The sequence below is a fragment of the Escherichia sp. E4385 genome (assembly GCF_963883145.1).
Lineage (GTDB): Bacteria > Pseudomonadota > Gammaproteobacteria > Enterobacterales > Enterobacteriaceae > Escherichia.
The window spans coordinates 78,913-103,654 of the sequence record NZ_CAWOOJ010000002.1 but is presented as its reverse complement, the minus strand read 5'-3'; the positions used below and the strand labels follow the sequence as shown (position 1 = coordinate 103,654).

Annotated in this window: 18 protein-coding genes; 10 read left to right on the top strand and 8 right to left on the bottom strand. The window is 52.6% G+C overall.

What is annotated here, in order from left to right:
* Window positions 1–5: 5 nt before the first annotated feature.
* The gene (ppdD, locus tag AACS80_RS02975) at window positions 6–446 is read right to left on the bottom strand and encodes a prepilin peptidase-dependent pilin (RefSeq protein ID WP_130204940.1); all 441 of its coding nucleotides are present in this window, start codon (window positions 444–446) and stop codon (window positions 6–8) included.
* A 202-nt stretch (window positions 447–648) separates the two neighbouring features.
* Window positions 649–1,542, bottom strand: a complete 894-nt coding sequence (nadC, locus tag AACS80_RS02970; protein WP_130204942.1) for a carboxylating nicotinate-nucleotide diphosphorylase — start codon at window positions 1,540–1,542, stop codon at window positions 649–651.
* An 87-nt stretch (window positions 1,543–1,629) separates the two neighbouring features.
* Here nadC and ampD point away from each other — a divergent pair, with 87 nt between their 5' ends.
* Window positions 1,630–2,181 (top strand): 1,6-anhydro-N-acetylmuramyl-L-alanine amidase AmpD, encoded by a 552-nt coding sequence (gene ampD / locus AACS80_RS02965; protein WP_130204944.1) that lies wholly within the window; start codon window positions 1,630–1,632, stop codon window positions 2,179–2,181.
* Window positions 2,178–3,032: a beta-lactamase regulator AmpE gene (ampE, locus tag AACS80_RS02960; RefSeq protein ID WP_135409471.1), complete on the top strand. Its 855-nt coding sequence runs from the start codon at window positions 2,178–2,180 to the stop codon at window positions 3,030–3,032. Before ampD ends, ampE begins: the two co-directional genes overlap by 4 nt.
* A 42-nt stretch (window positions 3,033–3,074) precedes the next feature.
* On the opposite strand, the gene aroP is transcribed toward ampE, so the two are convergent.
* Window positions 3,075–4,448: an aromatic amino acid transporter AroP gene (gene aroP, locus AACS80_RS02955; protein WP_165383261.1), complete on the bottom strand. Its 1,374-nt coding sequence runs from the start codon at window positions 4,446–4,448 to the stop codon at window positions 3,075–3,077.
* Window positions 4,449–4,988: 540 nt separating this feature from the next.
* On the opposite strand from aroP, the gene pdhR reads away from it, so the two are divergent.
* From pdhR to lpdA, 4 genes are all read left to right on the top strand, one after another.
* Complete coding sequence (gene pdhR / locus AACS80_RS02950; protein ID WP_000331776.1) at window positions 4,989–5,753, top strand: pyruvate dehydrogenase complex transcriptional repressor PdhR; 765 nt, start codon at window positions 4,989–4,991, stop codon at window positions 5,751–5,753.
* A gap of 160 nt (window positions 5,754–5,913) precedes the next feature.
* On the top strand, window positions 5,914–8,577 hold the full coding sequence (gene aceE / locus AACS80_RS02945; protein ID WP_135409472.1) for a pyruvate dehydrogenase (acetyl-transferring), homodimeric type: 2,664 nt from the start codon (window positions 5,914–5,916) through the stop codon (window positions 8,575–8,577).
* Between the two features lie 14 nt (window positions 8,578–8,591).
* Window positions 8,592–10,484 carry a pyruvate dehydrogenase complex dihydrolipoyllysine-residue acetyltransferase gene (aceF, locus tag AACS80_RS02940; protein WP_130204949.1) on the top strand — a complete coding sequence of 631 codons (1,893 nt, stop codon included), beginning with the start codon at window positions 8,592–8,594 and terminating at the stop codon, window positions 10,482–10,484.
* Between the two features lie 324 nt (window positions 10,485–10,808).
* Window positions 10,809–12,233: a dihydrolipoyl dehydrogenase gene (lpdA, locus tag AACS80_RS02935; protein WP_130205068.1), complete on the top strand. Its 1,425-nt coding sequence runs from the start codon at window positions 10,809–10,811 to the stop codon at window positions 12,231–12,233.
* A 70-nt stretch (window positions 12,234–12,303) separates the two neighbouring features.
* Here the strand turns inward: lpdA and AACS80_RS02930 are convergent, their stop codons facing one another.
* The gene (locus tag AACS80_RS02930; protein WP_135409473.1) at window positions 12,304–14,157 is read right to left on the bottom strand and encodes a DUF3300 domain-containing protein; all 1,854 of its coding nucleotides are present in this window, start codon (window positions 14,155–14,157) and stop codon (window positions 12,304–12,306) included.
* A gap of 354 nt (window positions 14,158–14,511) precedes the next feature.
* Here AACS80_RS02930 and acnB point away from each other — a divergent pair, with 354 nt between their 5' ends.
* Together acnB and yacL are read left to right on the top strand one after the other, a co-directional pair.
* The gene (gene acnB, locus AACS80_RS02925) at window positions 14,512–17,109 is read left to right on the top strand and encodes a bifunctional aconitate hydratase 2/2-methylisocitrate dehydratase (protein ID WP_130204951.1); all 2,598 of its coding nucleotides are present in this window, start codon (window positions 14,512–14,514) and stop codon (window positions 17,107–17,109) included.
* A gap of 175 nt (window positions 17,110–17,284) precedes the next feature.
* A complete protein-coding gene (gene yacL / locus AACS80_RS02920; protein WP_000384304.1) occupies window positions 17,285–17,647 on the top strand; it encodes a protein YacL in 363 nt (120 codons plus the stop codon).
* A 37-nt stretch (window positions 17,648–17,684) separates the two neighbouring features.
* Here the strand turns inward: yacL and speD are convergent, their stop codons facing one another.
* The 3 genes from speD to AACS80_RS02905 all read right to left on the bottom strand — a co-directional run bounded on the left by speD (window position 17,685) and on the right by AACS80_RS02905 (window position 19,813).
* Window positions 17,685–18,479 (bottom strand): adenosylmethionine decarboxylase, encoded by a 795-nt coding sequence (gene speD / locus AACS80_RS02915; protein ID WP_130260722.1) that lies wholly within the window; start codon window positions 18,477–18,479, stop codon window positions 17,685–17,687.
* 15 nt (window positions 18,480–18,494) lie between these two features.
* Window positions 18,495–19,361 carry a polyamine aminopropyltransferase gene (gene speE / locus AACS80_RS02910; RefSeq protein WP_135409474.1) on the bottom strand — a complete coding sequence of 289 codons (867 nt, stop codon included), beginning with the start codon at window positions 19,359–19,361 and terminating at the stop codon, window positions 18,495–18,497.
* Between the two features lie 104 nt (window positions 19,362–19,465).
* On the bottom strand, window positions 19,466–19,813 hold the full coding sequence (locus AACS80_RS02905) for a YacC family pilotin-like protein (protein WP_000846617.1): 348 nt from the start codon (window positions 19,811–19,813) through the stop codon (window positions 19,466–19,468).
* A gap of 164 nt (window positions 19,814–19,977) precedes the next feature.
* Here AACS80_RS02905 and cueO point away from each other — a divergent pair, with 164 nt between their 5' ends.
* Window positions 19,978–21,528: a multicopper oxidase CueO gene (gene cueO / locus AACS80_RS02900; protein WP_135409475.1), complete on the top strand. Its 1,551-nt coding sequence runs from the start codon at window positions 19,978–19,980 to the stop codon at window positions 21,526–21,528.
* 46 nt (window positions 21,529–21,574) lie between these two features.
* On the opposite strand, the gene gcd is transcribed toward cueO, so the two are convergent.
* Complete coding sequence (gcd, locus tag AACS80_RS02895; RefSeq protein WP_135409476.1) at window positions 21,575–23,965, bottom strand: quinoprotein glucose dehydrogenase; 2,391 nt, start codon at window positions 23,963–23,965, stop codon at window positions 21,575–21,577.
* Between the two features lie 205 nt (window positions 23,966–24,170).
* Between gcd and hpt the strand changes: the two genes are divergently transcribed.
* Window positions 24,171–24,707, top strand: coding sequence for a hypoxanthine phosphoribosyltransferase (hpt, locus tag AACS80_RS02890; protein WP_000683335.1), 537 nt, complete (start codon window positions 24,171–24,173; stop codon window positions 24,705–24,707).
* Window positions 24,708–24,742 lie beyond the last annotated feature (35 nt).

Sequence of the window (24,742 nt, the reverse complement as noted above, 5' to 3'; positions counted from 1 at the left end):
GCTCCTTAGTTGGCGTCATCAAAGCGGAAGACATCTTCGCAGGCTTGCTGCAATGCGCTGTCACTTTGAATATTGCAGTTGCGCGTCCAGCCGGTGACACCGTTAGCGTTATCCCAACCGGGTGTCATAACGATGCTTAGCCCATTGAGACTCTCTTGCCCGGTCAGTGACACCACGCCCTTTGCCACGCTCATGGCTGAAACATAGCGGGTGGTGGTAGGCGAGGGGATGCCATTGCTGCCGCCGTCGCAGGTGTCCAGTCCGCCATGTTCCAGCGCGCACAATTCTACGGCGGTACGGTAAGGCACAAAGGTTTGTAGCATGTCGGTAAGTGCGGCTTTGCGCAGGTAGTTTTGATAAGCGGGAATACCAATGGCGCTTAAAATGGCAATGATGCCAATAACCACCATCAGTTCGATAAGTGTAAAACCGCGTTGCTTGTCCATCTGTTTCGCTCCTTGATTTGGTTGGCGCTACTTTGGCAAACGCCATCAGCACAGGCGAGGGGCAAAAAACGAAACGGGAAGGCGGCTTCCGAGGTTTTTTATTACGTTGCAGCGAAAGACAGAAAATTTGCGAGGCGTTACGAAGAAAGTTGGGGAAGGGGAGGTTATCCGCCCGCGATGGAGCGGATAAATCTGTCAGCAATTAGCGAAAACGCATTGAAAGATCGAGTGCCTGTACGTGTTTAGTTAGCGCACCGACGGAGATAAAGTCCACGCCCGTTTCAGCAAACTCGCGTAGCGTTTTGTCGGTGACGTTGCCAGACACTTCCAGCAGCGCCTTGCCGTTGGTGCGTTTAACGGCTTTGCGCATCTGTTCTGTGTCGAAGTTATCCAGCATGATGATATCGGCACCTGCTTTCAGTGCTTCATCAAGTTCTTCCAGATTCTCGACTTCAACTTCTACTGGCGCATCCGGGTGCAGCCAGGACGCTTTTTCGACCGCCTGGCGCACTGAGCCGGAGGCAATAATATGGTTTTCTTTGATCAGGAAGGCGTCAGAAAGCCCCAGACGATGGTTAGCCCCGCCGCCGCAAAGTACCGCGTATTTCAGGGCAGAACGCAGGCCGGGTAAGGTTTTTCGCGTATCCAGCAACTGCGTATCGGTGCCTTCCAGTAACTCAACATAGTGGCGAACCTTACTGGCTACGCCAGAAAGAGTTTGTACAAAATTAAGCGCAGTACGTTCGCCGGTTAACAGCACGCGAGATGGGCCTTCGAGTTCGAAAAGGAGTTGATTGGCGTTAATGACATCACCGTCATCCACATGCCAGGTAATGGTGACATCGTCGCCTGCCAGTTGAATAAACACTTCTTCAACCCAGCGTTTACCACAAAATACGCCCTCTTCGCGGGTGATCACCGTGGCATGAGAGCGTGAATTTTCCGGTAAAAGTTTTGCCGTAATGTCGTTGTTGGCATCGACTGTTCCGCCTAAATCTTCTCGCAGCGCCTGGGCCACCGCGCCGGGGATATCGAGATTAATGCGTTCCAGCAGCTCGTCACGTCGGGTGTCAGGGTTATAGCGGCGAGGCGGCATGTTAAAACTCCAGATAGCTAACGAATCATAAGGTAGAAACATGCTACTCTGAACCGGGTATTAGCACCACATATAAGGAGATCCTGCATGTTGTTAGAACAGGGGTGGCTGGTCGGCGCGCGCCGCGTTCCCTCACCACATTACGATTGTCGCCCGGATGACGAAACTCCCACCTTGCTGGTGGTGCACAATATTAGCCTGCCGCCAGGCGAGTTTGGCGGTCCGTGGATTGATGCATTATTCACCGGAACTATTGATCCGCAGGCTCATCCCTTCTTTGCAGAGATTGCCCATTTACGCGTCTCCGCTCACTGTTTGATTCGCCGTGATGGTGAAATTGTCCAGTATGTTCCTTTCGATAAACGCGCCTGGCATGCGGGTGTTTCCGTGTATCAGGGGCGCGAACGCTGTAATGATTTCTCTATTGGGATTGAGCTGGAAGGCACTGATACGCTGGCGTATACCGATGCGCAGTATCAGCAACTGGCGGCGGTCACTCGGGCATTGATTCATCGCTATCCAGCCATTGCCAATAATATGACGGGCCATTGTGATATTGCGCCGGAGCGTAAAACCGATCCCGGCCCTGCCTTTGATTGGGCACGGTTTCGCGCCCTGGTCAGCAAGGAGACAACATGACGCTGTTTACAACCTTACTGGTGTTAATTTTCGAGCGCCTGTTTAAGTTGGGCGAGCACTGGCAGCTTGATCACCGCCTCGAGGCGTTTTTCCGTCGGGTGAAACATTTTTCGCTGGGGCGCACATTAGGGATGACCATTATCGCGATGGGGGCGACCTTTTTACTGTTGCGCGCGTTGCATGGGTTATTGTTCAACGTCCCGACGCTGGTGGTGTGGCTGTTGATTGGTTTGTTGTGTATTGGCGCAGGAAAAGTTCGTCTCCATTATCATGCTTATCTGACCGCAGCTTCTCGTAACGACAGCCATGCCCGTTCCACGATGGCTCGCGAGTTAACCATGATTCATGGCGTCCCCGCAGGCTGCGATGAGCGTGAGTTTTTGCGTGAACTGCAAAATGCCCTGTTGTGGATTAACTTTCGTTTTTACCTTGCGCCACTGTTCTGGCTAATTGTAGGCGGTATCTGGGGACCCGTTACCCTGATGGGCTATGCATTCTTGCGTGCATGGCAATACTGGCTGGCGCGCTACCAGACGCCGCATCATCGCTTACAGTCGGGGGTTGATGCCGTGCTTCATGTAGTGGATTGGGTGCCAGTTCGCCTTGCGGGCGTAGTTTATGCCTTGATTGGTCACGGTGAGAAAGCGTTACCAGCCTGGTTTGCTTCACTGACCGATTTCCATACATCGCAATACCAGGTGTTAACGCGTCTGGCACAGTTCTCTCTGGCGCGTGAACCGCATGTCGATAAGGTTGAGACACCGAAAGCAGCGGTTTCAATGGCGAAGAAAACCTCGTTCGTGGTTGTGGTGGTGATTGCGCTACTGACGATTTACGGGACATTGGTGTAAATATTGCTGCCCTCACCCAGAACGGGTGAGGGCGTAGAGAGATTAATGTGCTTTTACGGCTTTTGCGGTTTTCTCTTTGAACAGATAACCGATACCTAACACAACCAGCCATACCGGGATCAGGTAAACCGAAATCGCCATCCCCGGCGTCATCAGCATTATCACCAGTACCGCCGCCATAAACAGCAGGCAGATCCAGTTACCCAGCGGATAGAGCAGGGCAGGGAAACGAGTTACCACACCTTGTTCCTGCTTAGCGCGACGGAACTTCATATGTGCCAGGCTAATCATCGCCCAGTTAATAACCAGTGCAGAAACCACCAGCGCCATTAACAGTCCGAAAGCGGACTCTGGGGCAAGGTAGTTAATCAGTACGCACAATGCCGTAACCAGCGCAGATACCAGAATGGTATTTACTGGTACGCCGCGTTTATCGACGGAAGCGAGCATTTTCGGTGCGTTACCCTGTTGTGCCAGACCGAACAGCATACGGCTGTTGCAATATACGCAGCTGTTGTACACGGAGAGCGCAGCCGTCAGTACCACGATGTTCAGCGCATTTGCCACAAAGGTATCGCCTAACTCGTGGAAGATCAGCACAAACGGGCTGGTGTCAGCGGTAACGCGTGTCCATGGCATCAGTGAGAGCAGAACGGCTAGCGAACCAATGTAGAAAATCAGGATGCGGTAGATAACCTGATTAGTTGCTTTCGGGATGCTTTGCTCCGGGTTATCAGCTTCTGCAGCGGTGATCCCCACCAGTTCCAGACCACCGAACGAGAACATGATAATCGCCATCATCATCACCAGCCCGGTGAAGCCGTGCGGCAGGAAGCCACCCTGAGCCCACAGGTTGCTAACGGTCGCCTGCGGGCCGCCGTTGCCGCTGAACAGCAGCCAGCCGCCGAAGATGATCATCGCCACCACCGCGATAACTTTGATAATGGCAAACCAGAACTCCATCTCACCAAACACTTTAACGTTGGTCAGGTTGATGGCGTTAATCACCACAAAGAATACGGCGGCAGAAGCCCAGGTGGGGATTTCCGGATACCAGAACTGGATGTATTTGCCGACAGCTGTAAGTTCTGCCATGGCAACTAAAACGTACAGTACCCAATAGTTCCAGCCAGAAGCGAATCCGGCAAAGCTGCCCCAGTATTTATAAGCAAAGTGGCTGAAGGAGCCTGCGACAGGTTCTTCGACCACCATTTCACCTAGCTGACGCATGATCAGAAAGGCGATAAAACCTGCAATGGCATAACCCAGGATAATCCCTGGCCCTGCGGACTGTATTACGGAGGCGCTTCCCAGGAATAGCCCGGTTCCTATTGCGCCACCCAGCGCGATAAGCTGAATATGGCGGTTTTTAAGGCCGCGCTTTAGCTGCTCGCCGTGCTGTTGACCTTCCATCATGAAACCTCGTGCGGTGATTGTTTTTTTGATCTACGCAATGATGCGTGTGTAAGTTTGCAATTCCGTTTGTTGTATTAATTTGTTTACATTAAGGACGTTTGAATTGTTACAAAAAGACTTCCGTCAGATCAAGAATAATGGTATGCGGCAGCGAATGCACCCGCTTTATGCATGGTTGAAGATGAGTTGCTTAAAAAGGAACCGTTTGTAAAGATCAGCCTCAAATCCGCTCAATATATAAAATGAATATAAATTCATTTTAATTGAATTAAAAATCGAAAAATTGGTAAGTGAATCGGTTCAATTCGGATTTTTATAGTTTAATAATCGTTAAAAAATCACTTTACTACGTAAAGTCTACATTTGTGCATAGTTACAATTTTGAAACGTTATATATGTCAAGTTGTTAAAATGTGCACAGTTTCATGATTTCAATCAAAACCTGTATGGACATAAGGTGAATACTTTGTTACTTTAGCGTCACAGACATGAAATTGGTAAGACCAATTGACTTCGGCAAGTGGCTTAAGACAGGAACTCATGGCCTACAGCAAAATCCGCCAACCAAAACTCTCCGATGTGATTGAGCAGCAACTGGAGTTTTTGATCCTCGAAGGCACTCTCCGCCCGGGCGAAAAACTCCCACCGGAACGCGAACTGGCAAAACAGTTCGATGTATCCCGTCCCTCATTGCGTGAGGCGATTCAACGTCTCGAAGCGAAGGGCTTGTTGCTTCGTCGCCAGGGTGGCGGCACGTTTGTTCAGAGCAGCCTCTGGCAAAGCTTCAGCGATCCGCTGGTGGAGCTGCTCTCCGACCATCCTGAATCACAGTATGACTTGCTCGAAACACGACACGCCCTGGAAGGTATCGCCGCTTATTACGCCGCGCTGCGTAGTACCGATGAAGACAAGGAACGCATCCGTGAACTCCACCACGCCATAGAACTGGCGCAGCAGTCTGGCGATCTGGACGCGGAATCAAACGCCGTACTCCAGTATCAGATTGCCGTCACCGAAGCGGCCCACAATGTGGTTTTGCTTCATCTGCTAAGGTGTATGGAGCCGATGTTGGCCCAGAATGTCCGTCAGAACTTCGAATTGCTCTATTCGCGTCGCGAGATGCTGCCGCTGGTGAGTAGTCACCGCACCCGCATATTCGAAGCGATTATGGCCGGTAAGCCGGAAGAAGCGCGCGAAGCATCGCATCGCCATCTGGCCTTTATCGAAGAAATTTTGCTCGACAGAAGCCGTGAAGAGAGTCGCCGTGAGCGTTCTCTGCGCCGTCTGGAGCAACGAAAGAATTAGTGATTTTTCTGGTAAAAATTATCCAGAAGATGTTGTAAATCAAGCGCATATAAAAGCGCGGCAACTAAACGTAGAACCTGTCTTATTGGGCTTTCCGGCGAGAGTTCAATGGGACAGGTTCCAGAAAACTCAACGTTATTAGATAGATAAGGAATAACCCATGTCAGAACGTTTCCCAAATGACGTGGATCCGATCGAAACTCGCGACTGGCTCCAGGCGATCGAATCGGTCATCCGTGAAGAAGGTGTTGAGCGTGCTCAGTATCTGATCGACCAACTGCTTGCTGAAGCCCGCAAAGGCGGAGTCAACGTAGCCGCAGGCACCGATATCAGCAACTACATCAACACCATCCCCGTTGAAGAACAACCGGAGTATCCGGGTAATCTGGAACTGGAACGCCGTATTCGTTCAGCTATCCGCTGGAACGCCATCATGACGGTTCTGCGTGCGTCGAAAAAAGACCTCGAACTGGGCGGCCACATGGCGTCCTTCCAGTCTTCCGCAACCATTTATGATGTGTGCTTTAACCACTTCTTCCGTGCACGCAACGAGCAGGATGGCGGCGACCTGGTTTACTTCCAGGGCCACATCTCCCCGGGCGTTTACGCACGTGCTTTCCTGGAAGGTCGTCTGACTCAAGAGCAGCTGGATAACTTCCGTCAGGAAGTTCACGGCAATGGCCTCTCTTCCTATCCGCACCCGAAACTGATGCCGGAATTCTGGCAGTTCCCGACCGTATCTATGGGTCTGGGTCCGATTGGTGCTATTTACCAGGCTAAATTCCTGAAATATCTGGAACACCGTGGCCTGAAAGATACCTCTAAACAGACCGTTTACGCGTTCCTCGGCGACGGTGAAATGGACGAACCGGAATCCAAAGGTGCGATCACCATCGCTACCCGTGAAAAACTGGATAACCTGGTCTTCGTTATCAACTGTAACCTGCAGCGTCTTGACGGCCCGGTCACCGGTAACGGCAAGATCATCAACGAACTGGAAGGCATCTTCGAAGGTGCTGGCTGGAACGTGATCAAAGTGATGTGGGGTAGCCGTTGGGATGAACTGCTGCGTAAAGATACCAGCGGTAAACTGATCCAGCTGATGAACGAAACCGTTGACGGTGACTACCAGACCTTCAAATCGAAAGATGGTGCGTACGTTCGTGAACACTTCTTCGGTAAATATCCTGAAACCGCAGCACTGGTTGCAGACTGGACTGACGAGCAGATCTGGGCACTGAACCGTGGTGGTCACGATCCGAAGAAAATCTACGCTGCATTCAAGAAAGCGCAGGAAACCAAAGGCAAAGCGACAGTAATCCTTGCTCATACCATTAAAGGTTACGGCATGGGCGATGCGGCTGAAGGTAAAAACATCGCGCACCAGGTTAAGAAAATGAACATGGACGGCGTGCGTCACATCCGCGACCGTTTTAATGTGCCGGTGTCTGATGCGGATATCGAAAAACTGCCGTACATCACCTTCCCGGAAGGTTCTGAAGAGCATACCTATCTGCACGCTCAGCGTCAGAAACTGCACGGTTATCTGCCAAGCCGCCAGCCGAACTTCACCGAGAAGCTGGAGCTGCCGAGCCTGCAAGACTTCGGTGCGCTGCTGGAAGAGCAGAGCAAAGAGATCTCTACCACTATCGCTTTCGTTCGCGCCCTGAACGTGATGCTGAAGAACAAGTCGATCAAAGACAGGCTTGTGCCGATCATCGCCGACGAAGCGCGTACTTTCGGTATGGAAGGTCTGTTCCGTCAGATTGGTATTTACAGCCCGAACGGTCAGCAGTACACCCCGCAGGACCGCGAGCAGGTTGCTTACTATAAAGAAGACGAGAAAGGTCAGATTCTGCAGGAAGGGATCAACGAGCTGGGCGCAGGTTGTTCCTGGCTGGCAGCGGCGACCTCTTACAGCACCAACAATCTGCCGATGATTCCGTTCTACATCTATTACTCGATGTTCGGCTTCCAGCGTATCGGCGATCTGTGCTGGGCGGCTGGCGACCAGCAAGCGCGTGGCTTCCTGATCGGCGGTACTTCCGGTCGTACCACTCTGAACGGCGAAGGTCTGCAGCACGAAGATGGTCACAGCCACATTCAGTCGCTGACTATCCCGAACTGTATCTCTTACGACCCGGCTTACGCTTACGAAGTTGCTGTCATCATGCATGACGGTCTGGAGCGTATGTACGGTGAAAAACAAGAGAACGTTTACTACTACATCACCACGCTGAACGAAAACTACCACATGCCGGCAATGCCGGAAGGTGCTGAGGAAGGTATCCGTAAAGGTATCTACAAACTCGAAACCATTGAAGGTAGCAAAGGTAAAGTTCAGCTGCTGGGCTCCGGTTCTATCCTGCGTCACGTCCGTGAAGCAGCACAGATCCTGGCGAAAGAGTACGGCGTAGGTTCTGACGTTTATAGCGTGACCTCCTTCACCGAACTGGCGCGTGATGGTCAGGATTGTGAACGCTGGAACATGCTGCACCCGCTGGAAACTCCGCGCGTTCCGTATATCGCTCAGGTGATGAACGACGCTCCGGCAGTGGCATCTACCGACTATATGAAACTGTTCGCTGAGCAGGTCCGTACTTACGTACCGGCTGACGACTACCGCGTACTGGGTACTGATGGCTTCGGTCGTTCCGACAGCCGTGAGAACCTGCGTCACCACTTCGAAGTTGATGCTTCCTACGTGGTTGTAGCGGCGCTGGGCGAACTGGCTAAACGTGGCGAAATCGATAAGAAAGTGGTTGCTGACGCAATCGCCAAATTCAACATCGATGCAGATAAAGTTAACCCGCGTCTGGCGTAAGAGGTAAAAGAATAATGGCTATCGAAATCAAAGTACCGGACATCGGGGCTGATGAAGTTGAAATCACCGAGATCCTGGTCAAAGTGGGCGACAAAGTTGAAGCCGAACAGTCGCTGATCACCGTAGAAGGCGACAAAGCCTCTATGGAAGTTCCGTCTCCGCAGGCGGGTATCGTTAAAGAGATCAAAGTCTCTGTTGGCGATAAAACCCAGACCGGCGCACTGATTATGATTTTCGATTCCGCCGACGGTGCAGCAGACGCTGCACCTGCTCAGGCAGAAGAGAAGAAAGAAGCAGCTCCGGCAGCAGTACCCGCGGCTGCGGCAGCAAAAGACGTTAACGTTCCGGATATCGGCAGCGACGAAGTTGAAGTGACCGAAATCCTGGTGAAAGTGGGCGACAAAGTTGAAGCTGAGCAGTCGCTGATCACCGTAGAAGGCGATAAAGCCTCTATGGAAGTTCCGGCTCCGTTTGCTGGCACCGTGAAAGAGATCAAAGTGAACGTGGGTGACAAAGTGTCTACCGGCTCGCTGATTATGGTCTTCGAAGTCGCGGGTGCAGCAGGCGCGGCAGCTCCAGCAGCTAAACAGGAAGCGGCTCCTGCAGCAGCACCAGCGGCTGCAGCTGGCGTGAAAGAAGTTAACGTTCCGGATATCGGCGGTGACGAAGTTGAAGTGACCGAAGTGATGGTGAAAGTGGGCGACAAAGTTGCCGCTGAACAGTCACTGATCACCGTAGAAGGCGACAAAGCTTCTATGGAAGTTCCGGCTCCGTTTGCTGGCGTCGTGAAGGAACTGAAAGTCAACGTTGGCGATAAAGTGAAAACTGGTTCGCTGATTATGATCTTCGAAGTTGAAGGCGCAGCGCCTGCGGCAGCTCCAGCGAAACAGGAAGCGGCAGCGCCGGCTCCGGCAGCAAAAGCTGAAGCCCCGGCAGCAGCACCGGCTGCGAAAGCCGAAGGCAAATCTGAATTTGCTGAAAACGACGCTTACGTTCACGCGACTCCGCTGATCCGCCGTCTGGCACGCGAATTCGGCGTTAACCTGGCGAAAGTGAAGGGCACTGGCCGTAAAGGTCGTATTCTGCGCGAAGACGTTCAGGCTTACGTGAAAGAAGCTATCAAACGTGCAGAAGCGGCTCCGGCAGCGACTGGCGGCGGTATCCCTGGCATGTTGCCGTGGCCGAAGGTGGACTTCAGCAAGTTTGGTGAAATCGAAGAAGTGGAACTGGGCCGCATTCAGAAAATTTCTGGTGCTAACCTGAGCCGTAACTGGGTGATGATCCCGCACGTTACCCACTTCGACAAAACTGATATCACCGAGCTGGAAGCGTTCCGTAAACAGCAGAACGAAGAAGCAGCGAAACGTAAGCTGGATGTGAAGATAACCCCAGTTGTCTTCATCATGAAAGCCGTTGCTGCAGCTCTTGAGCAGATGCCTCGCTTCAACAGTTCGCTGTCGGAAGACGGTCAGCGTCTGACCCTGAAGAAATACATCAACATCGGTGTGGCGGTGGATACCCCGAACGGTCTGGTTGTTCCGGTATTCAAAGACGTCAACAAGAAAGGCATCATCGAGCTGTCTCGCGAGCTGATGACTATTTCTAAGAAAGCGCGTGACGGTAAGCTGACTGCGGGCGAAATGCAGGGCGGTTGCTTTACCATCTCCAGCATCGGCGGCTTGGGTACTACCCACTTCGCGCCGATTGTGAACGCGCCGGAAGTGGCTATCCTCGGCGTTTCCAAGTCCGCGATGGAGCCGGTGTGGAATGGTAAAGAGTTCGTGCCGCGTCTGATGCTGCCGATTTCTCTCTCCTTCGACCACCGCGTGATCGACGGTGCTGATGGTGCCCGTTTCATTACCATCATTAACAACACGCTGTCTGATATTCGCCGTCTGGTGATGTAAATAAAAGAGCCGGCCCAACGGCCGGCTTTTTTCTGGTAATCTCATGAATGTATTGAGATTATTAGCGAATAGACAAATCGGTTGCCGTTTGTTGTTTAAAAATTGTTAACAATTTTGTAAAATACCGACGGATAGAACGACCCGGTGGTGGTTAGGGTATTACTTCACATACCCTATGGATTTCTGGGTGCAGCAAGGTAGCAAGCGCCAGAATCCCCAGGAGCTTACATAAGTAAGTGACTGGGGTGAGGGCGTGAAGCTAACGCCGCTGCGGCCTGAAAGACGACGGGTATGACCGCCGGAGATAAATATATAGAGGTCATGATGAGTACTGAAATCAAAACTCAGGTCGTGGTACTTGGGGCAGGCCCCGCAGGTTACTCCGCTGCCTTCCGTTGCGCTGATTTAGGTCTGGAAACCGTAATCGTAGAACGTTACAACACCCTTGGTGGTGTTTGCCTGAACGTCGGCTGTATCCCTTCTAAAGCACTGCTGCACGTAGCAAAAGTTATCGAAGAAGCCAAAGCGCTGGCTGAACACGGTATCGTCTTCGGCGAACCGAAAACTGATATCGACAAGATTCGTACCTGGAAAGAGAAAGTGATCAATCAGCTGACCGGTGGTCTGGCTGGTATGGCGAAAGGCCGCAAAGTCAAAGTGGTCAACGGTCTGGGTAAATTTACCGGGGCTAACACCCTGGAAGTTGAAGGTGAGAACGGTAAAACCGTGATCAACTTCGACAACGCGATCATTGCAGCGGGTTCTCGCCCGATCCAACTGCCGTTTATTCCGCATGAAGATCCGCGTATCTGGGACTCCACTGACGCGCTGGAACTGAAAGAAGTACCAGAACGCCTGCTGGTAATGGGTGGCGGTATCATCGGTCTGGAAATGGGTACCGTATACCACGCGCTGGGTTCACAGATTGACGTGGTTGAAATGTTCGACCAGGTTATCCCGGCGGCGGACAAAGACATCGTTAAAGTCTTCACCAAGCGTATCAGCAAGAAATTCAACCTGATGCTGGAAACCAAAGTTACCGCCGTTGAAGCGAAAGAAGACGGTATTTATGTGACGATGGAAGGCAAAAAAGCACCAGCTGAACCGCAGCGTTACGACGCCGTGCTGGTAGCGATTGGTCGTGTGCCGAACGGTAAAAACCTCGACGCAGGCAAAGCTGGCGTGGAAGTGGACGACCGTGGTTTCATCCGCGTTGACAAACAGCTGCGTACCAACGTACCGCACATCTTTGCTATCGGCGATATCGTCGGTCAGCCGATGCTGGCACACAAAGGTGTTCACGAAGGTCACGTTGCCGCTGAAGTTATCGCAGGTCAAAAACACTACTTCGATCCGAAAGTTATCCCGTCCATCGCCTATACCGAACCAGAAGTTGCATGGGTGGGGCTGACTGAGAAAGAAGCAAAAGAGAAAGGCATCAGCTACGAAACCGCCACCTTCCCGTGGGCTGCTTCTGGTCGTGCTATCGCTTCCGACTGCGCAGACGGTATGACCAAGCTGATTTTCGACAAAGAATCTCACCGTGTGATCGGTGGCGCGATTGTCGGTACCAACGGCGGCGAGCTGCTGGGTGAAATCGGTCTGGCGATCGAAATGGGTTGTGACGCTGAAGACATCGCGCTGACCATCCACGCGCACCCGACTCTGCACGAGTCTGTGGGCCTGGCAGCAGAAGTATTCGAAGGTAGCATCACCGACCTGCCGAACCCGAAAGCGAAGAAGAAGTAATTTTTCGTTTGCCGGAACATCCGGCAATTAAAAAAGCGGCTAACCACGCCGCTTTTTTTACGTCTGTGATTTACCTTTCCAGTCGCCTTGCTCCGCGCTCAGAGAGACGTTCGCGTACTGCTGACCGTTGCTCATTATTCAATCGGGCAGTATGGTTATTGTCGTTCAGACGTTGCGGGCGGCTCTCCTGAATTTTCTCCCGCGCAACCTGACGCTGCTCAGGCGAGGCAGACTGGATACGCTGACGAGCTGCATCTCTTTGCTGTTGATTCTGCGGGCTGGTCTGCATTTTCTCACGGGCCGCCTGACGCTGCTCAGGCGAGGCAGACTGGATACGCTGACGCGCCGCCTCTCTTCGCTGCTGGTTCTGCGGGTTAGTCTGCATTTTCTCGCGAGCCGCCTGGCGCTGTTCAGGCGAGGCAGATTGATAACGCTGACGCGCCGCCTCTCTTCGCTGCTGGTTCTGCGGGTTAGTCTGCATTTTCTCGCGGGCCGCCTGGCGCTGCTCAGGCGAGGCAGACTGATAACGCTGGCGAGCGGTGTCCTTTTGCTGCTGGGTCAGTGGTTGGTGGCGGCTGAACTCGCGGAAGTCGTCATAATTGCCATAGTGTTCCGCTTCATTAAACCGCTGTGCCGCAGCCTGACGCTGGGTATCTCGCGTAGTGACTGGTGCTGCGTGTGTTCGTTGCTGAAACTGACTTGCTGCCGCCTGGCGCTGGCTGTCGCGCGTTGGGGCAGGTAACTGTGTGGCACTCATGCCGCCTTTAACATCGGTTTGGTGAAACCGTTTTGCCATATCCTGATCATGATAAGGCACACCATCGCGGTAGTTTGGATTGTGCCGCCATGCCATATTCTTGTCAGTAAGATGCTCACCAGTAATGCGGTTGAAATTGTTGACGTCGATATTGATGTTGTCGCCGTTGTGTTGCCAGCCATTACCGTCACGATGACCGCCATCGTGGTGATTATAATCATCATCGTCATGATGATGATGGTCATGATCGTCGTCATCCCAGTCGATGCTGCTGAATAGTGCATACGTGGTAGCAACGCCCATGCTGTAGCCAAATCCGCGCACGAAGCTGTCAACAAACGGTTCTCCGGCTGGCGGCGGCAGGTAAACCGGCGGATAAGCGGTATTGGCCCAACTGCCGTAAACCACGGTTGGGTTGTAGTTGGGAATATAAACTACATCCGGATTGGCGGGCTCAATGGTTATTACGGTCGGCGCAGGTTCAGCGACGACGGGGCTGGACGTAGAAACGGTATTTGATTGTGTGACAGGGGCGCTGGCGGGCTGATTTGCCGGTACGACTTTTTTCGTTGTCGTGATGACCTTTTGTTCAGTTGATGACTTCAGTGACCCGGTTTGTTGCGCCAGTTGCCGCAAATGTTGTACCGAGTCCATCACATCCTGCGGCTGCGCCAGAAACGCGTCGCCAAGATGTTGTACCCATTGCGGGTTTTCCCCCATCAACGCCATCAATTGCGGAAAAGCCACAAGTGATTTGACGCTGGCATCCCACGGCTGGTCGGATACTGCCTGAATAGCGGCATCACCTTGCTTGAGCGGGTTGTCGTGCGACCACTGCACGGCCTGGGCGACATTTGCCGGATAGGTCGATGCCATCAGCACCTGCGAAAGCAGAGCGTCGGGATATAGCGCGACGGGCGCGACCCATTGATCGATTTGTGCAGTGCTGAATGTAGATTTGACGACGGCAGGCGTTACGGGGGGCGCGGAAACCGTTGCAGGAAGCGTAACCGCGGCAGCGTCAGACACAGCCAGTTGTGTCGATTGCGCTTCCACAGGTGCTTCCACTGTGCGGCTTTTTATATATAGCCCGGCAGAGGCGGCACAAAGCCCGGCACTGCAAATTAGCGCCAGCACATGGGGTTTAAACGGCAAAATCATTTTCATAATTCGGATCTCAAGGAAATCGCAATGGTCGGTGAACTGCCACCCGCAGGTGCTGTGAATCCGAGTATAAAGAGGCGGTAGTTTAAATTTTGACTAATCTTGGGATTCGTTGAGAAAGGTGATTATCATCATGCGAATTAACGAAGTTTTTACGGAGGGAAACAATCTCTAGACCATCCTTAACGATTCAGCCACTTTTTTATGTTGCTTTTTTGTAAACAGATTAACACATCGTCAAAATCCTGCTATTCTGCCCGTTGCGGTACTGGGCATTTACCCTACAAACTGCTGTCTCACAGGAGCGTGAAGAGAATCGCCTGCCGCACTATGACAATGAGAGCGAGGAGAACCGTCGTGCTAGAAGAATACCGTAAGCACGTAGCTGAGCGTGCCGCTGAGGGGATTGCGCCCAAACCCCTGGATGCAAACCAAATGGCCGCGCTTGTAGAGCTGCTGAAAAACCCGCCCGCGGGCGAAGAAGAATTCCTGTTAGATCTGTTAACCAACCGTGTTCCCCCTGGCGTCGATGAAGCCGCCTATGTAAAAGCAGGCTTCCTGGCTGCTGTCGCCAAAGGCGAAGCCAAATCCCCACTGCTGACTCCGGAAAAAGCCATCGAACTGCTGGGCACCATGCAGGGTGGTTACAACATTCATCCGCTGATCGACGCGCTGGATGATGCCAAACTGGCACCGATCGCTGCCAAAGCACTGTCCCACACGCTGCTGATGTTCGATAACTTCTATGACGTAGAAGAGAAAGCCAAAGCAGGCAACAAATACGCGAAGCAGGTAATGCAGTCCTGGGCGGATGCCGAATGGTTCCTGAATCGCCCGGCGCTGGCTGAAAAACTGACCGTTACCGTCTTCAAAGTCACTGGCGAAACCAACACCGATGACCTTTCTCCGGCACCGGATGCGTGGTCGCGCCCGGACATCCCATTGCACGCGCTGGCGATGCTGAAAAACGCCCGTGAAGGCATTGAGCCAGACCAGCCAGGCGCTGTTGGTCCGATCAAGCAAATCGAAGCTCTGCAACAGAAAGGTTTCCCGCTGGCGTATGTCGGTGACGTTGTGGGTACGGGTTCTTCGCGTAAATCCGCCACTAACTCCGTACTGTGGTTTATGGGCGATGATATTCCGCATGTGCCGAACAAACGCGGCGGTGGTCTGTGCCTCGGCGGTAAAATTGCACCAATCTTCTTTAACACGATGGAAGACGCGGGTGCACTGCCAATTGAAGTGGACGTCTCTAACCTGAATATGGGCGATGTGATTGACGTTTACCCGTACAAAGGCGAAGTGCGTAACCACGAAACCAACGAGCTGCTGGCGACCTTCGAACTGAAAACCGACGTGCTGATTGATGAAGTGCGTGCTGGTGGTCGTATTCCGCTGATTATCGGGCGTGGCCTGACCACCAAAGCGCGTGAAGCACTTGGTCTGCCGCAGAGCGATGTGTTCCGTCAGGCGAAAGATGTCGCTGAAAGCGACCGTGGCTTCTCGCTGGCGCAGAAAATGGTAGGTCGCGCCTGTGGTGTGAAAGGTATTCGTCCAGGCGCGTACTGTGAACCGAAAATGACTTCTGTAGGTTCCCAGGACACCACCGGCCCGATGACCCGTGATGAACTGAAAGACCTGGCGTGCCTGGGTTTCTCGGCTGACCTGGTGATGCAGTCTTTCTGTCACACAGCGGCATATCCGAAGCCGGTTGACGTTAACACGCACCACACGCTGCCGGACTTCATTATGAACCGTGGCGGTGTGTCGCTGCGTCCGGGTGACGGCGTAATCCACTCCTGGCTGAACCGTATGCTGCTGCCGGATACCGTCGGTACCGGTGGTGACTCCCATACCCGTTTCCCGATCGGCATCTCTTTCCCTGCGGGTTCTGGTCTGGTGGCATTTGCTGCCGCAACAGGCGTAATGCCGCTGGATATGCCGGAATCTGTTCTGGTGCGCTTCAAAGGCAAGATGCAGCCGGGTATCACCCTGCGCGATCTGGTACACGCCATTCCTCTGTATGCGATCAAACAAGGTCTGCTGACCGTTGAGAAGAAAGGTAAGAAAAACATCTTCTCTGGCCGCATTCTGGAAATTGAAGGTCTGCCGGATCTGAAAGTTGAGCAGGCCTTTGAGCTGACCGATGCGTCCGCCGAGCGTTCTGCCGCTGGTTGTACTATCAAGCTGAACAAAGAACCGATCATCGAATACTTGAACTCCAACATCGTCCTGCTGAAGTGGATGATCGCGGAAGGTTACGGCGATCGTCGTACTCTGGAACGCCGTATTCAGGGCATGGAAAAATGGCTGGCGAATCCTGAGCTGCTGGAAGCCGATGCAGATGCGGAATACGCGGCAGTGATCGACATCGATCTGGCGGATATTAAAGAGCCAATCCTCTGCGCACCTAACGATCCAGATGACGCGCGTCCGCTGTCTGCGGTACAGGGCGAGAAGATCGACGAAGTGTTTATCGGTTCTTGCATGACTAACATCGGTCACTTCCGTGCCGCGGGTAAACTGCTGGATGCGCACAAAGGCCAGTTGCCGACCCGCCTGTGGGTGGCACCGCCAACGCGTATGGACGCCGCGCAGCTGACAGAAGAAGGCTACTACAGCGTCTTCGGTAAGAGCGGTGCGCGTATCGAGATCCCTGGCTGTTCCCTGTGTATGGGTAACCAGGCGCGTGTGGCAGACGGTGCGACGGTGGTTTCCACCTCTACCCGTAACTTCCCGAACCGTCTGGGGACTGGTGCGAACGTCTTCCTGGCTTCTGCGGAACTGGCTGCTGTTGCGGCGCTGATTGGCAAACTGCCGACGCCGGAAGAGTACCAGACCTACGTTGCGCAGGTGGATAAAACTGCCGTTGATACTTACCGTTATCTGAACTTCAACCAGCTTTCTCAGTACACCGAAAAAGCGGACGGGGTGATTTTCCAGACTGCGGTTTAATAAGTAAGCGCACGCGCTGCGCATAAACGACACAATGCCCGGTGAATGTGATTCCCGGGCATTTTTTTATCTCTAAACCACCGTCGCTCCGCTGTTTTTCTCCGATAAGGCTGCGATAATTACATCAATGGCGCAATGCGATTTCGGCGCATTGCCGGGAGCAGAGGAACACACTATGGATTACGAATTTCTGCGCGATATTACCGGAGTGGTAAAGGTGCGCATGTCCATGGGGCATGAAGTGGTCGGGCACTGGTTTAATGAAGAGGTGAAAGAAAACCTGGCCTTGCTTGATGAAGTGGAAGACGCCGCGCGCACGCTCAAAGGTAGCGAACGTTCCTGGCAGCGGGCAGGGCATGAGTACACGCTATGGATGGACGGCGAAGAGGTGATGGTTCGTGCCAATCAACTGGAATTCGCTGGCGATGAAATGGAAGAGGGGATGAACTACTACGACGAAGAGAGCTTGTCGCTGTGCGGCGTTGAGGATTTTCTTCAGGTGGTGGCGGCGTACCGTAATTTCGTGCAGCAGAAGTAGGTAAATCAGGCGGAGCCTCCGTGCTCCGCCAGGGCCGTTAAACGGCAGGCATATTGCGCCCGTAATAAATCTCGCGCATTTCTTTCCACAGCGCAGCGGTAATTTCCTGGCGCTCGCTGTCGGTTAAATCTTCCGGTTTGGTGTGGAACATGTAGTGCTTAAGGTCGAACTCTTTAAGCAACATCTTGGTATGGAAGATATTTTCCTGATAGACGTTTACATCCACCATGTCATACAGCGTCTTTATATCTTCGGACATAAAGTTCTGAATCGAATTAATCTCATGGTCGATAAAGTGCTTCATACCGTTAATGTCGCGGGTAAAGCCGCGCACGCGATAATCAATGGTCACGATATCGGACTCAAGCTGGTGGATCAGGTAATTCAGTGCCTTCAGCGGGGAAATCACGCCGCAGGTAGAGACTTCAATATCGGCGCGGAAGGTACATAAACCGCCTTCAGGATGGCTTTCCGGGTAGGTATGTACGCAAATATGACTTTTATCGAGATGGGCAACCACGGTTTCTGGCAGTGGGCCGGGGTGTTCTGTTTTGTCGATAAGTTTTGGGTCGACCGGTTCTTCACTCACCAGAATAGTGACGCTGGCACCCTGTGGTTCGTAATCCTGGCGGGCGATGTTAAGAATATTGGCCCCGATAATGGAACAGGTTTCTGACAGGATTTCGGTCAGACGGTTGGCATTATAGAGTTCATCGATATAAGCAATATAACCGTCGCGCTCTTCGGCAGTTTTGGCGTAGCAGATATCGTAAATACAAAAACTCAGACTTTTGGTCAGATTATTAAAGCCATGCAGTTTCAGTTTTTTCAATTTCTTATCTTCTCCTTAGAGCGCCTGTGAAGCCAGTGCGTCTTGCAGATACTGAGGTAAGGCAAAAGCTGCCGTATGGACTGCCGGATTGTAATAACGGCATTTCAGGCCAGAGGAGAGAAAACGCGCCTGAATAATTTCGGTTGAGAGATGGCGTAAGGCGTCGTTATCTGTCGCCCATGCAAAGGTCATGATGCCGCCGTAATAGGTCGGGATCGCCGCCTGATAAAAGCCAACATCGCTGAAGTAATGGCTGAGTTTGCGATGACTGTCGATAGCCTCTTCCTGCTGTAAAAAGCAGACGCCGTTTTGTGCGACGAAGATACCGCCAGGATTCAGGCAACGTTTGCAGCCTTCATAAAATGCTGAGGTGAACAGACTTTCGCCGGGGCCGATAGGATCGGTGCAGTCGGAGATAATGACATCAAAGGTCTGGCTGGTTTGATTCACGAAATTGACGCCATCGTCGATCACCAGCTTAAAGCGCGGATCGTCGTAGCTACCGGCGTTGTGGTTGGGCAAATACTGACGGCAGAACGATACTACACCCGCGTCGATTTCCACCATCGTGATTGACTCAACGTTTTTATGTCGGGTCACTTCACGCAGCATTGCGCCGTCACCGCCGCCGATAATCAGCACATGTTTCGCGTGACCGTGGGCCAGTAGTGGAACGTGGGTCATCATCTCATGATAGATAAACTCGTCGCGCTCAGTGGTTTGTACTACACCATCCAGCGCCATTACGCGACCAAATGCGGCGTTCTCAAAAATGATCAGACCCTGGTGATCGGTCTTTTCATGATACAGAACGTTATCTACAGCAAAGTACTGCCCAAACTGGTCGTGTAGCGTTTCATGCCACAGTTTATTTTCGGCCATGGGTTGATACCTCCTTTGTTAACACTCGTAAAAAAAGAGCGCAACATAATAGCTAACATTGACCGTGGTTGCACGGTCAATATTTCTACAAAAAGGAGCTGTGATTATTTAACGTAGGCAAGCAGGCTTAAGGAATCGCGGGCCAGGGCTTTGCACTTTTTCGCGACGGGAATGCCGATACCGCTGAGATCGCGGTAGCTGTCTTCACCGAGGGATTTCATGTCGAAGGTGTCGTAGTTGCTGAGATCCCACTGGTTTTGCTGGGCGAAAAAGACCAGTGCGCGACGAATTTGCCCGTTAGGTAAGTTCTGGTAACCACAATCGTTCTTCAGAAAAACAAAAACTGCCGTTAAATCGGCCATATCTTCGGCTTCAGACTCGCTGAGCGCGTAACTGTTTGCGCAAACGGCCATCAGGCTGCCGAATAACACTGTTCTGAAAAACGTCTTCATTGCTTCTACCAGGACTTAAAGAAGATAAACGTTAGCACACTGTGAGCGAGGCGACGACCATTATTGTCGATTAAATTGTGTCTGCGGCTTGACCTTCCCGTAAGGGGAAGGGCTATGCTCAACGTTTGATTTTGTTTCGCCTGCTTGAGAATAAGGAAATAACTATGCAACGCCGTGATTTCTTAAAATATTCCGTCGCGCTGGGCGTGGCTTCGGCTTTGCCGCTGTGGAGTCGAACAGTTTTTGCCGCAGAACGTCCAACACTGCCGATCCCCGAACTCCTCACTTCTGATGTTCGTGGCCGCATAAGATTATCGATCATGCCAGGTCAGTCCACCTTTGCCGGGAAAACGGCGACCACCTGGGGCTATAACGGTAATCTGTTAGGGCCTGCGGTGAAGTTGCAGCGCGGTAAAGCCGTGACGGTTGATATCAATAACCAACTGGCGGAAGAGACGACGTTGCACTGGCACGGGCTGGAAGTGCCGGGAGAAGTGGACGGCGGCCCGCAGGGAATTATTCCGCCAGGCGGTCAACGCACGGTGACGCTGAACGTCGATCAACCTGCCGCTACTTGCTGGTTCCATCCGCATCAGCACGGCAAAACCGGGCGTCAGGTAGCGATGGGGCTGGCAGGTCTGGTGGTGATTGAAGATGACGAGATCCTGAAATTAATGCTGCCAAAACAGTGGGGTATCGATGATGTTCCGGTGATCGTTCAGGATAAAAAATTTAACGCCGACGGACAGATTGATTATCAACTGGATGTGATGACCGCCGCCGTGGGCTGGTTTGGTGATACGTTGCTGACCAACGGTGCAATCTACCCGCAACACGCCGCCCCGCGGGGTTGGCTGCGCTTGCGTTTGCTTAATGGCTGTAATGCCCGCTCGCTCAATTTCGCCACCAGCGACAATCGCCCGCTGTATGTGATTGCCAGCGACGGTGGTCTGCTGCCTGAACCGATGAAGGTGAGCGAGCTGCCAGTGCTGATGGGCGAGCGTTTCGAAGTGCTGGTGGAGGTTAACGACAACAAACCATTTGACCTGGTGACGTTGCCAGTCAGCCAGATGGGGATGGCGATCGCGCCTTTTGATAAGCCGCATCCGGTAATGCGGATTCAGCCGATTGCCATTAGTGCTTCAGGTGCCTTACCTGACGCGTTAAGTAGCCTGCCTGCGTTACCTTCGCTGGAAGGGCTGACGGTACGCAAGCTGCAACTTTCCATGGACCCGATGCTCGATATGATGGGGATGCAGATGCTGATGGAGAAATATGGCGATCAGGCGATGGCCGGGATGGATCACAGCCAGATGATGGGCCACATGGGGCATGGCAATATGAATCATATGAACCACGGCGGGAAGTTCGATTTCCACCATGCCAATAAAATCAACGGTCAGGCGTTTGATATGAACAAGCCGATGTTTGCGGCGGCGAAAGGGCAGTACGAACGTTGGGTTATCTCTGGCGTGGGTGACATGATGCTGCATCCGTTCCATATTCACGGCACGCAGTTCCGTATCTTGTCAGAAAATGGCAAACCGCCAGCGACGCATCGCGCAGGCTGGAAAGATACCGTTAAGGTAGAAGGTAATGTCAGCGAAGTACTGGTGAAGTTTAATCACGATGCACCGAAAGAGCATGCTTATATGGCGCACTGCCATCTGCTGGAGCATGAAGATACGGGGATGATGTTAGGGTTTACGGTATAAAAAGACCGTAATCGGAAATATGCCCGGATCTCTCCGGGCATTATGGTTACTTCACATCATCCGGCAGCGCATAAGCGACAATATAATCGCCCATCTTCGTACCAAATGAACCGTGACCGCCTGCGGAGATCACCACGTACTGCTTGCCATTCACTTCGTAGGTCATCGGCGTTGCCTGACCACCCGCTGGTAAACGACCCTGCCACAGTTTTTCACCGTTGCTCATGTTGTAAGCGCGCAGGTAGTTATCTGCCGTAGCGGCAATAAACAGCACGTTACCCGCCGTGGAGATAGGCCCGCCCAGCATCGGCATACCCATATTGAACGGCACCGGAACCGGCATCGGGAACGGCATACTATCCTGCGGCGTACCAATTCGTTTCTTCCACACCACTTCGTTGGTTTTCAGATCCAGCGCCGAGATATAGCCCCATGCTGGCTGTTTACACGGCAGACCAAACGGTGAAAGGAATGGGTTGAGCGTGACGCCATAAGGTACGCCATACTGCGGCTGAATGCCGGATTCCGTACCCGTACCTTTGGCATCTTTCGGCTGTTCCATCGGATTACCCGGTCCGCGCGGGATCAGTTTCGAAACAAACGGCAGAGCCATTGGGTTGGCAATCGCCACTTCACGATTCGGATCAACGGAAATCCCGCCCCATTCGAACATCCCCAGGTTACCCGGGAAGACCAGCGTACCCTGTTCAGATGGCGGGGTGAAAATGCCTTCATAGCGCATCTGGTGGAACATCACGCGGCACACCAGCTGGTCAAACATGGTGGCGCCCCACATATCCGCACCGCTCAAATCTTTCGTCGGACGGAAGCTCAGTTCCGAGAATGGTTGAGTAGGGGTAACGTAATCGCCTTTCGCTGCACCTTGTGGCACTGGTTTTTCCGGGGCCGGAACCACCAGTTCACCATTACGACGATCGAGCACAAAAATGTTGCCGGTTTTCGCCGGAGCGTAAATAACTGGCACTTTCTGACCATTAACGGTGATGTCCGCCAACGTTGGCTGTGCCGGAAGGTCCATATCCCACAGGTCATGGTGAACGGTCTGGTAACTCCACGCCAGTTTCCCGGTGGTGGCATTCAGCGCCAGAATCGAGCTGGCATAACGTTCCTGTTCCGGTGTGCGATTACCGCCCCAGATATCTGGCGTAGTCACGCCCATCGGCAGATAAACTAGATCCAGCTTCGCGTCATAGGCCGCAGGCGCCCAGGAGTTTGGCGAGTTAAAGGTAAAGGTGTGCTCGTCAGACGGGATTGCGTTCGGATCTTTCGCGCCCGGATCAAAAGCCCATAACAGCTCCCCGGTGTTGACATCAAAACCACGGATCACGCCAGACGTTTCGCGGGTTGAGAAGTTGTCGGTAACTGAACCGGCCATCACGATGGTTTTATCGGTGATAATCGGCGGAGAAGTCGGCTCATACAGACCCGGTTTGGTGTCCGGCATATTGCTTTGCAGATTGAGCACGCCTTTATTGGCGAAGGTTTCGCACAGCTTGCCGTTTTCAGCGTTGAGTGCAATCAGGCGACCATCATTGACCGGAAGAATGATACGACGCGGGCAATCCGCCATCACTTCCGGCGAAGCAGTTTCAGCTTTGGCTTCATGATAAGAGACGCCACGGCAGGTTACGTGCTGGAAAGACTCGTTGGTTTTAAGCTCAGGATCGTAATGCCATTTCTCTTTACCGCTGGCGGCATCGAGCGCAAACAGGCGCTGGTGAGCGGTACACAGGTAAAGGGTGTCGCCCACTTTAATTGGCGTCACTTCATTGGTGATTTCACCCGGATCGTTCGGCTGCTTCACATCGCCTGTGCGGAACACCCAGGCTTCTTTCAGGTTGTGGACGTTATCGGTGTTAATTTGTTTAAGCGGCGAAAAGCGTTGACCTTCCTGGTTGCGACCATAGGCAGGCCAGTCTTGATCGGCAACGGGAGAGATAGCTTCGGCAGGTGTGGCATCGACGCTTAAAGTGCCGTTGATTTCCTGCGGATCGTGAAATCCGGCCCAGGTGAGGATACCGCCGCTAATCAACAGTGCGACTAACAGCGCAGCAACTGCACCGCCGGAAGGAATGACCAGGCGACGCCAGACAAACGGCAGGATCAGCCAGATGCCGAAGAAGACCAGAATGTCGCTGCGCGGAGTCAGCGCCCAGAAGTCGAAACCAACTTCCCAGACGCCCCAAATCATGGTGCCGAGCAGCAGGGCTGCGTACAGCCAAAGCGCGGCACGTTTACTGCGCCACAGCATCCAGGCGACGCCGAGCATCACAAGGCCTGCGATAGGGTAGTACCAGGAGCCGCCAATGGCGACCAGCCAGCCTCCGCCAATGAGAAGATACAGCCCGCAAAGCGCTGCAAATAGGGCGGTTAGCGTGACGAGTAATCGTCGCGAGCCGGGATTGTTAATTGCCATAAAGAAACACCATTTCAATTAATTAATATTTTAGTAGCAATTAATTATAGGTTTTAACATGTGTGATCGTCATCACAATTTGAGCTTTATTAACAGATTCCGCGAATGAATAGTTTTACTGGTATACTGCATGTCTTGCGCTTTGTTGCGGTGCTGAATCCCGCCCGTGCGAAGTGATTTGTTTTTAAATCATATGGTTAGAGATATGAAACATACTGTAGAAGTAATGATCCCCGAAGCGGAGATTAAAGCGCGTATCGCCGAACTGGGTCGTCAGATTACTGAGCGTTACAAAGACAGCGGCAGCGATATGGTGCTGGTAGGTCTGCTGCGTGGCTCATTTATGTTTATGGCGGACCTGTGCCGTGAAGTTCAGGTATCTCATGAAGTCGATTTTATGACCGCCTCCAGCTACGGTAGCGGCATGTCCACCACCCGTGATGTGAAAATCCTCAAAGATCTGGATGAAGATATCCGTGGCAAGGACGTGCTGATTGTTGAAGATATCATCGACTCGGGGAATACACTGTCGAAAGTGCGTGAAATCTTAAGCCTGCGTGAACCGAAGTCGCTGGCGATTTGTACGCTGCTGGATAAACCGTCCCGTCGTGAAGTGAACGTCCCGGTAGAATTTATCGGTTTCTCGATCCCGGATGAGTTTGTGGTGGGTTACGGCATTGATTACGCACAGCGTTACCGTCATCTGCCATATATCGGCAAAGTGATTCTGCTGGACGAGTAAGTGTGAAGTTGCCGGATGTGTTGCATCCGGCATAG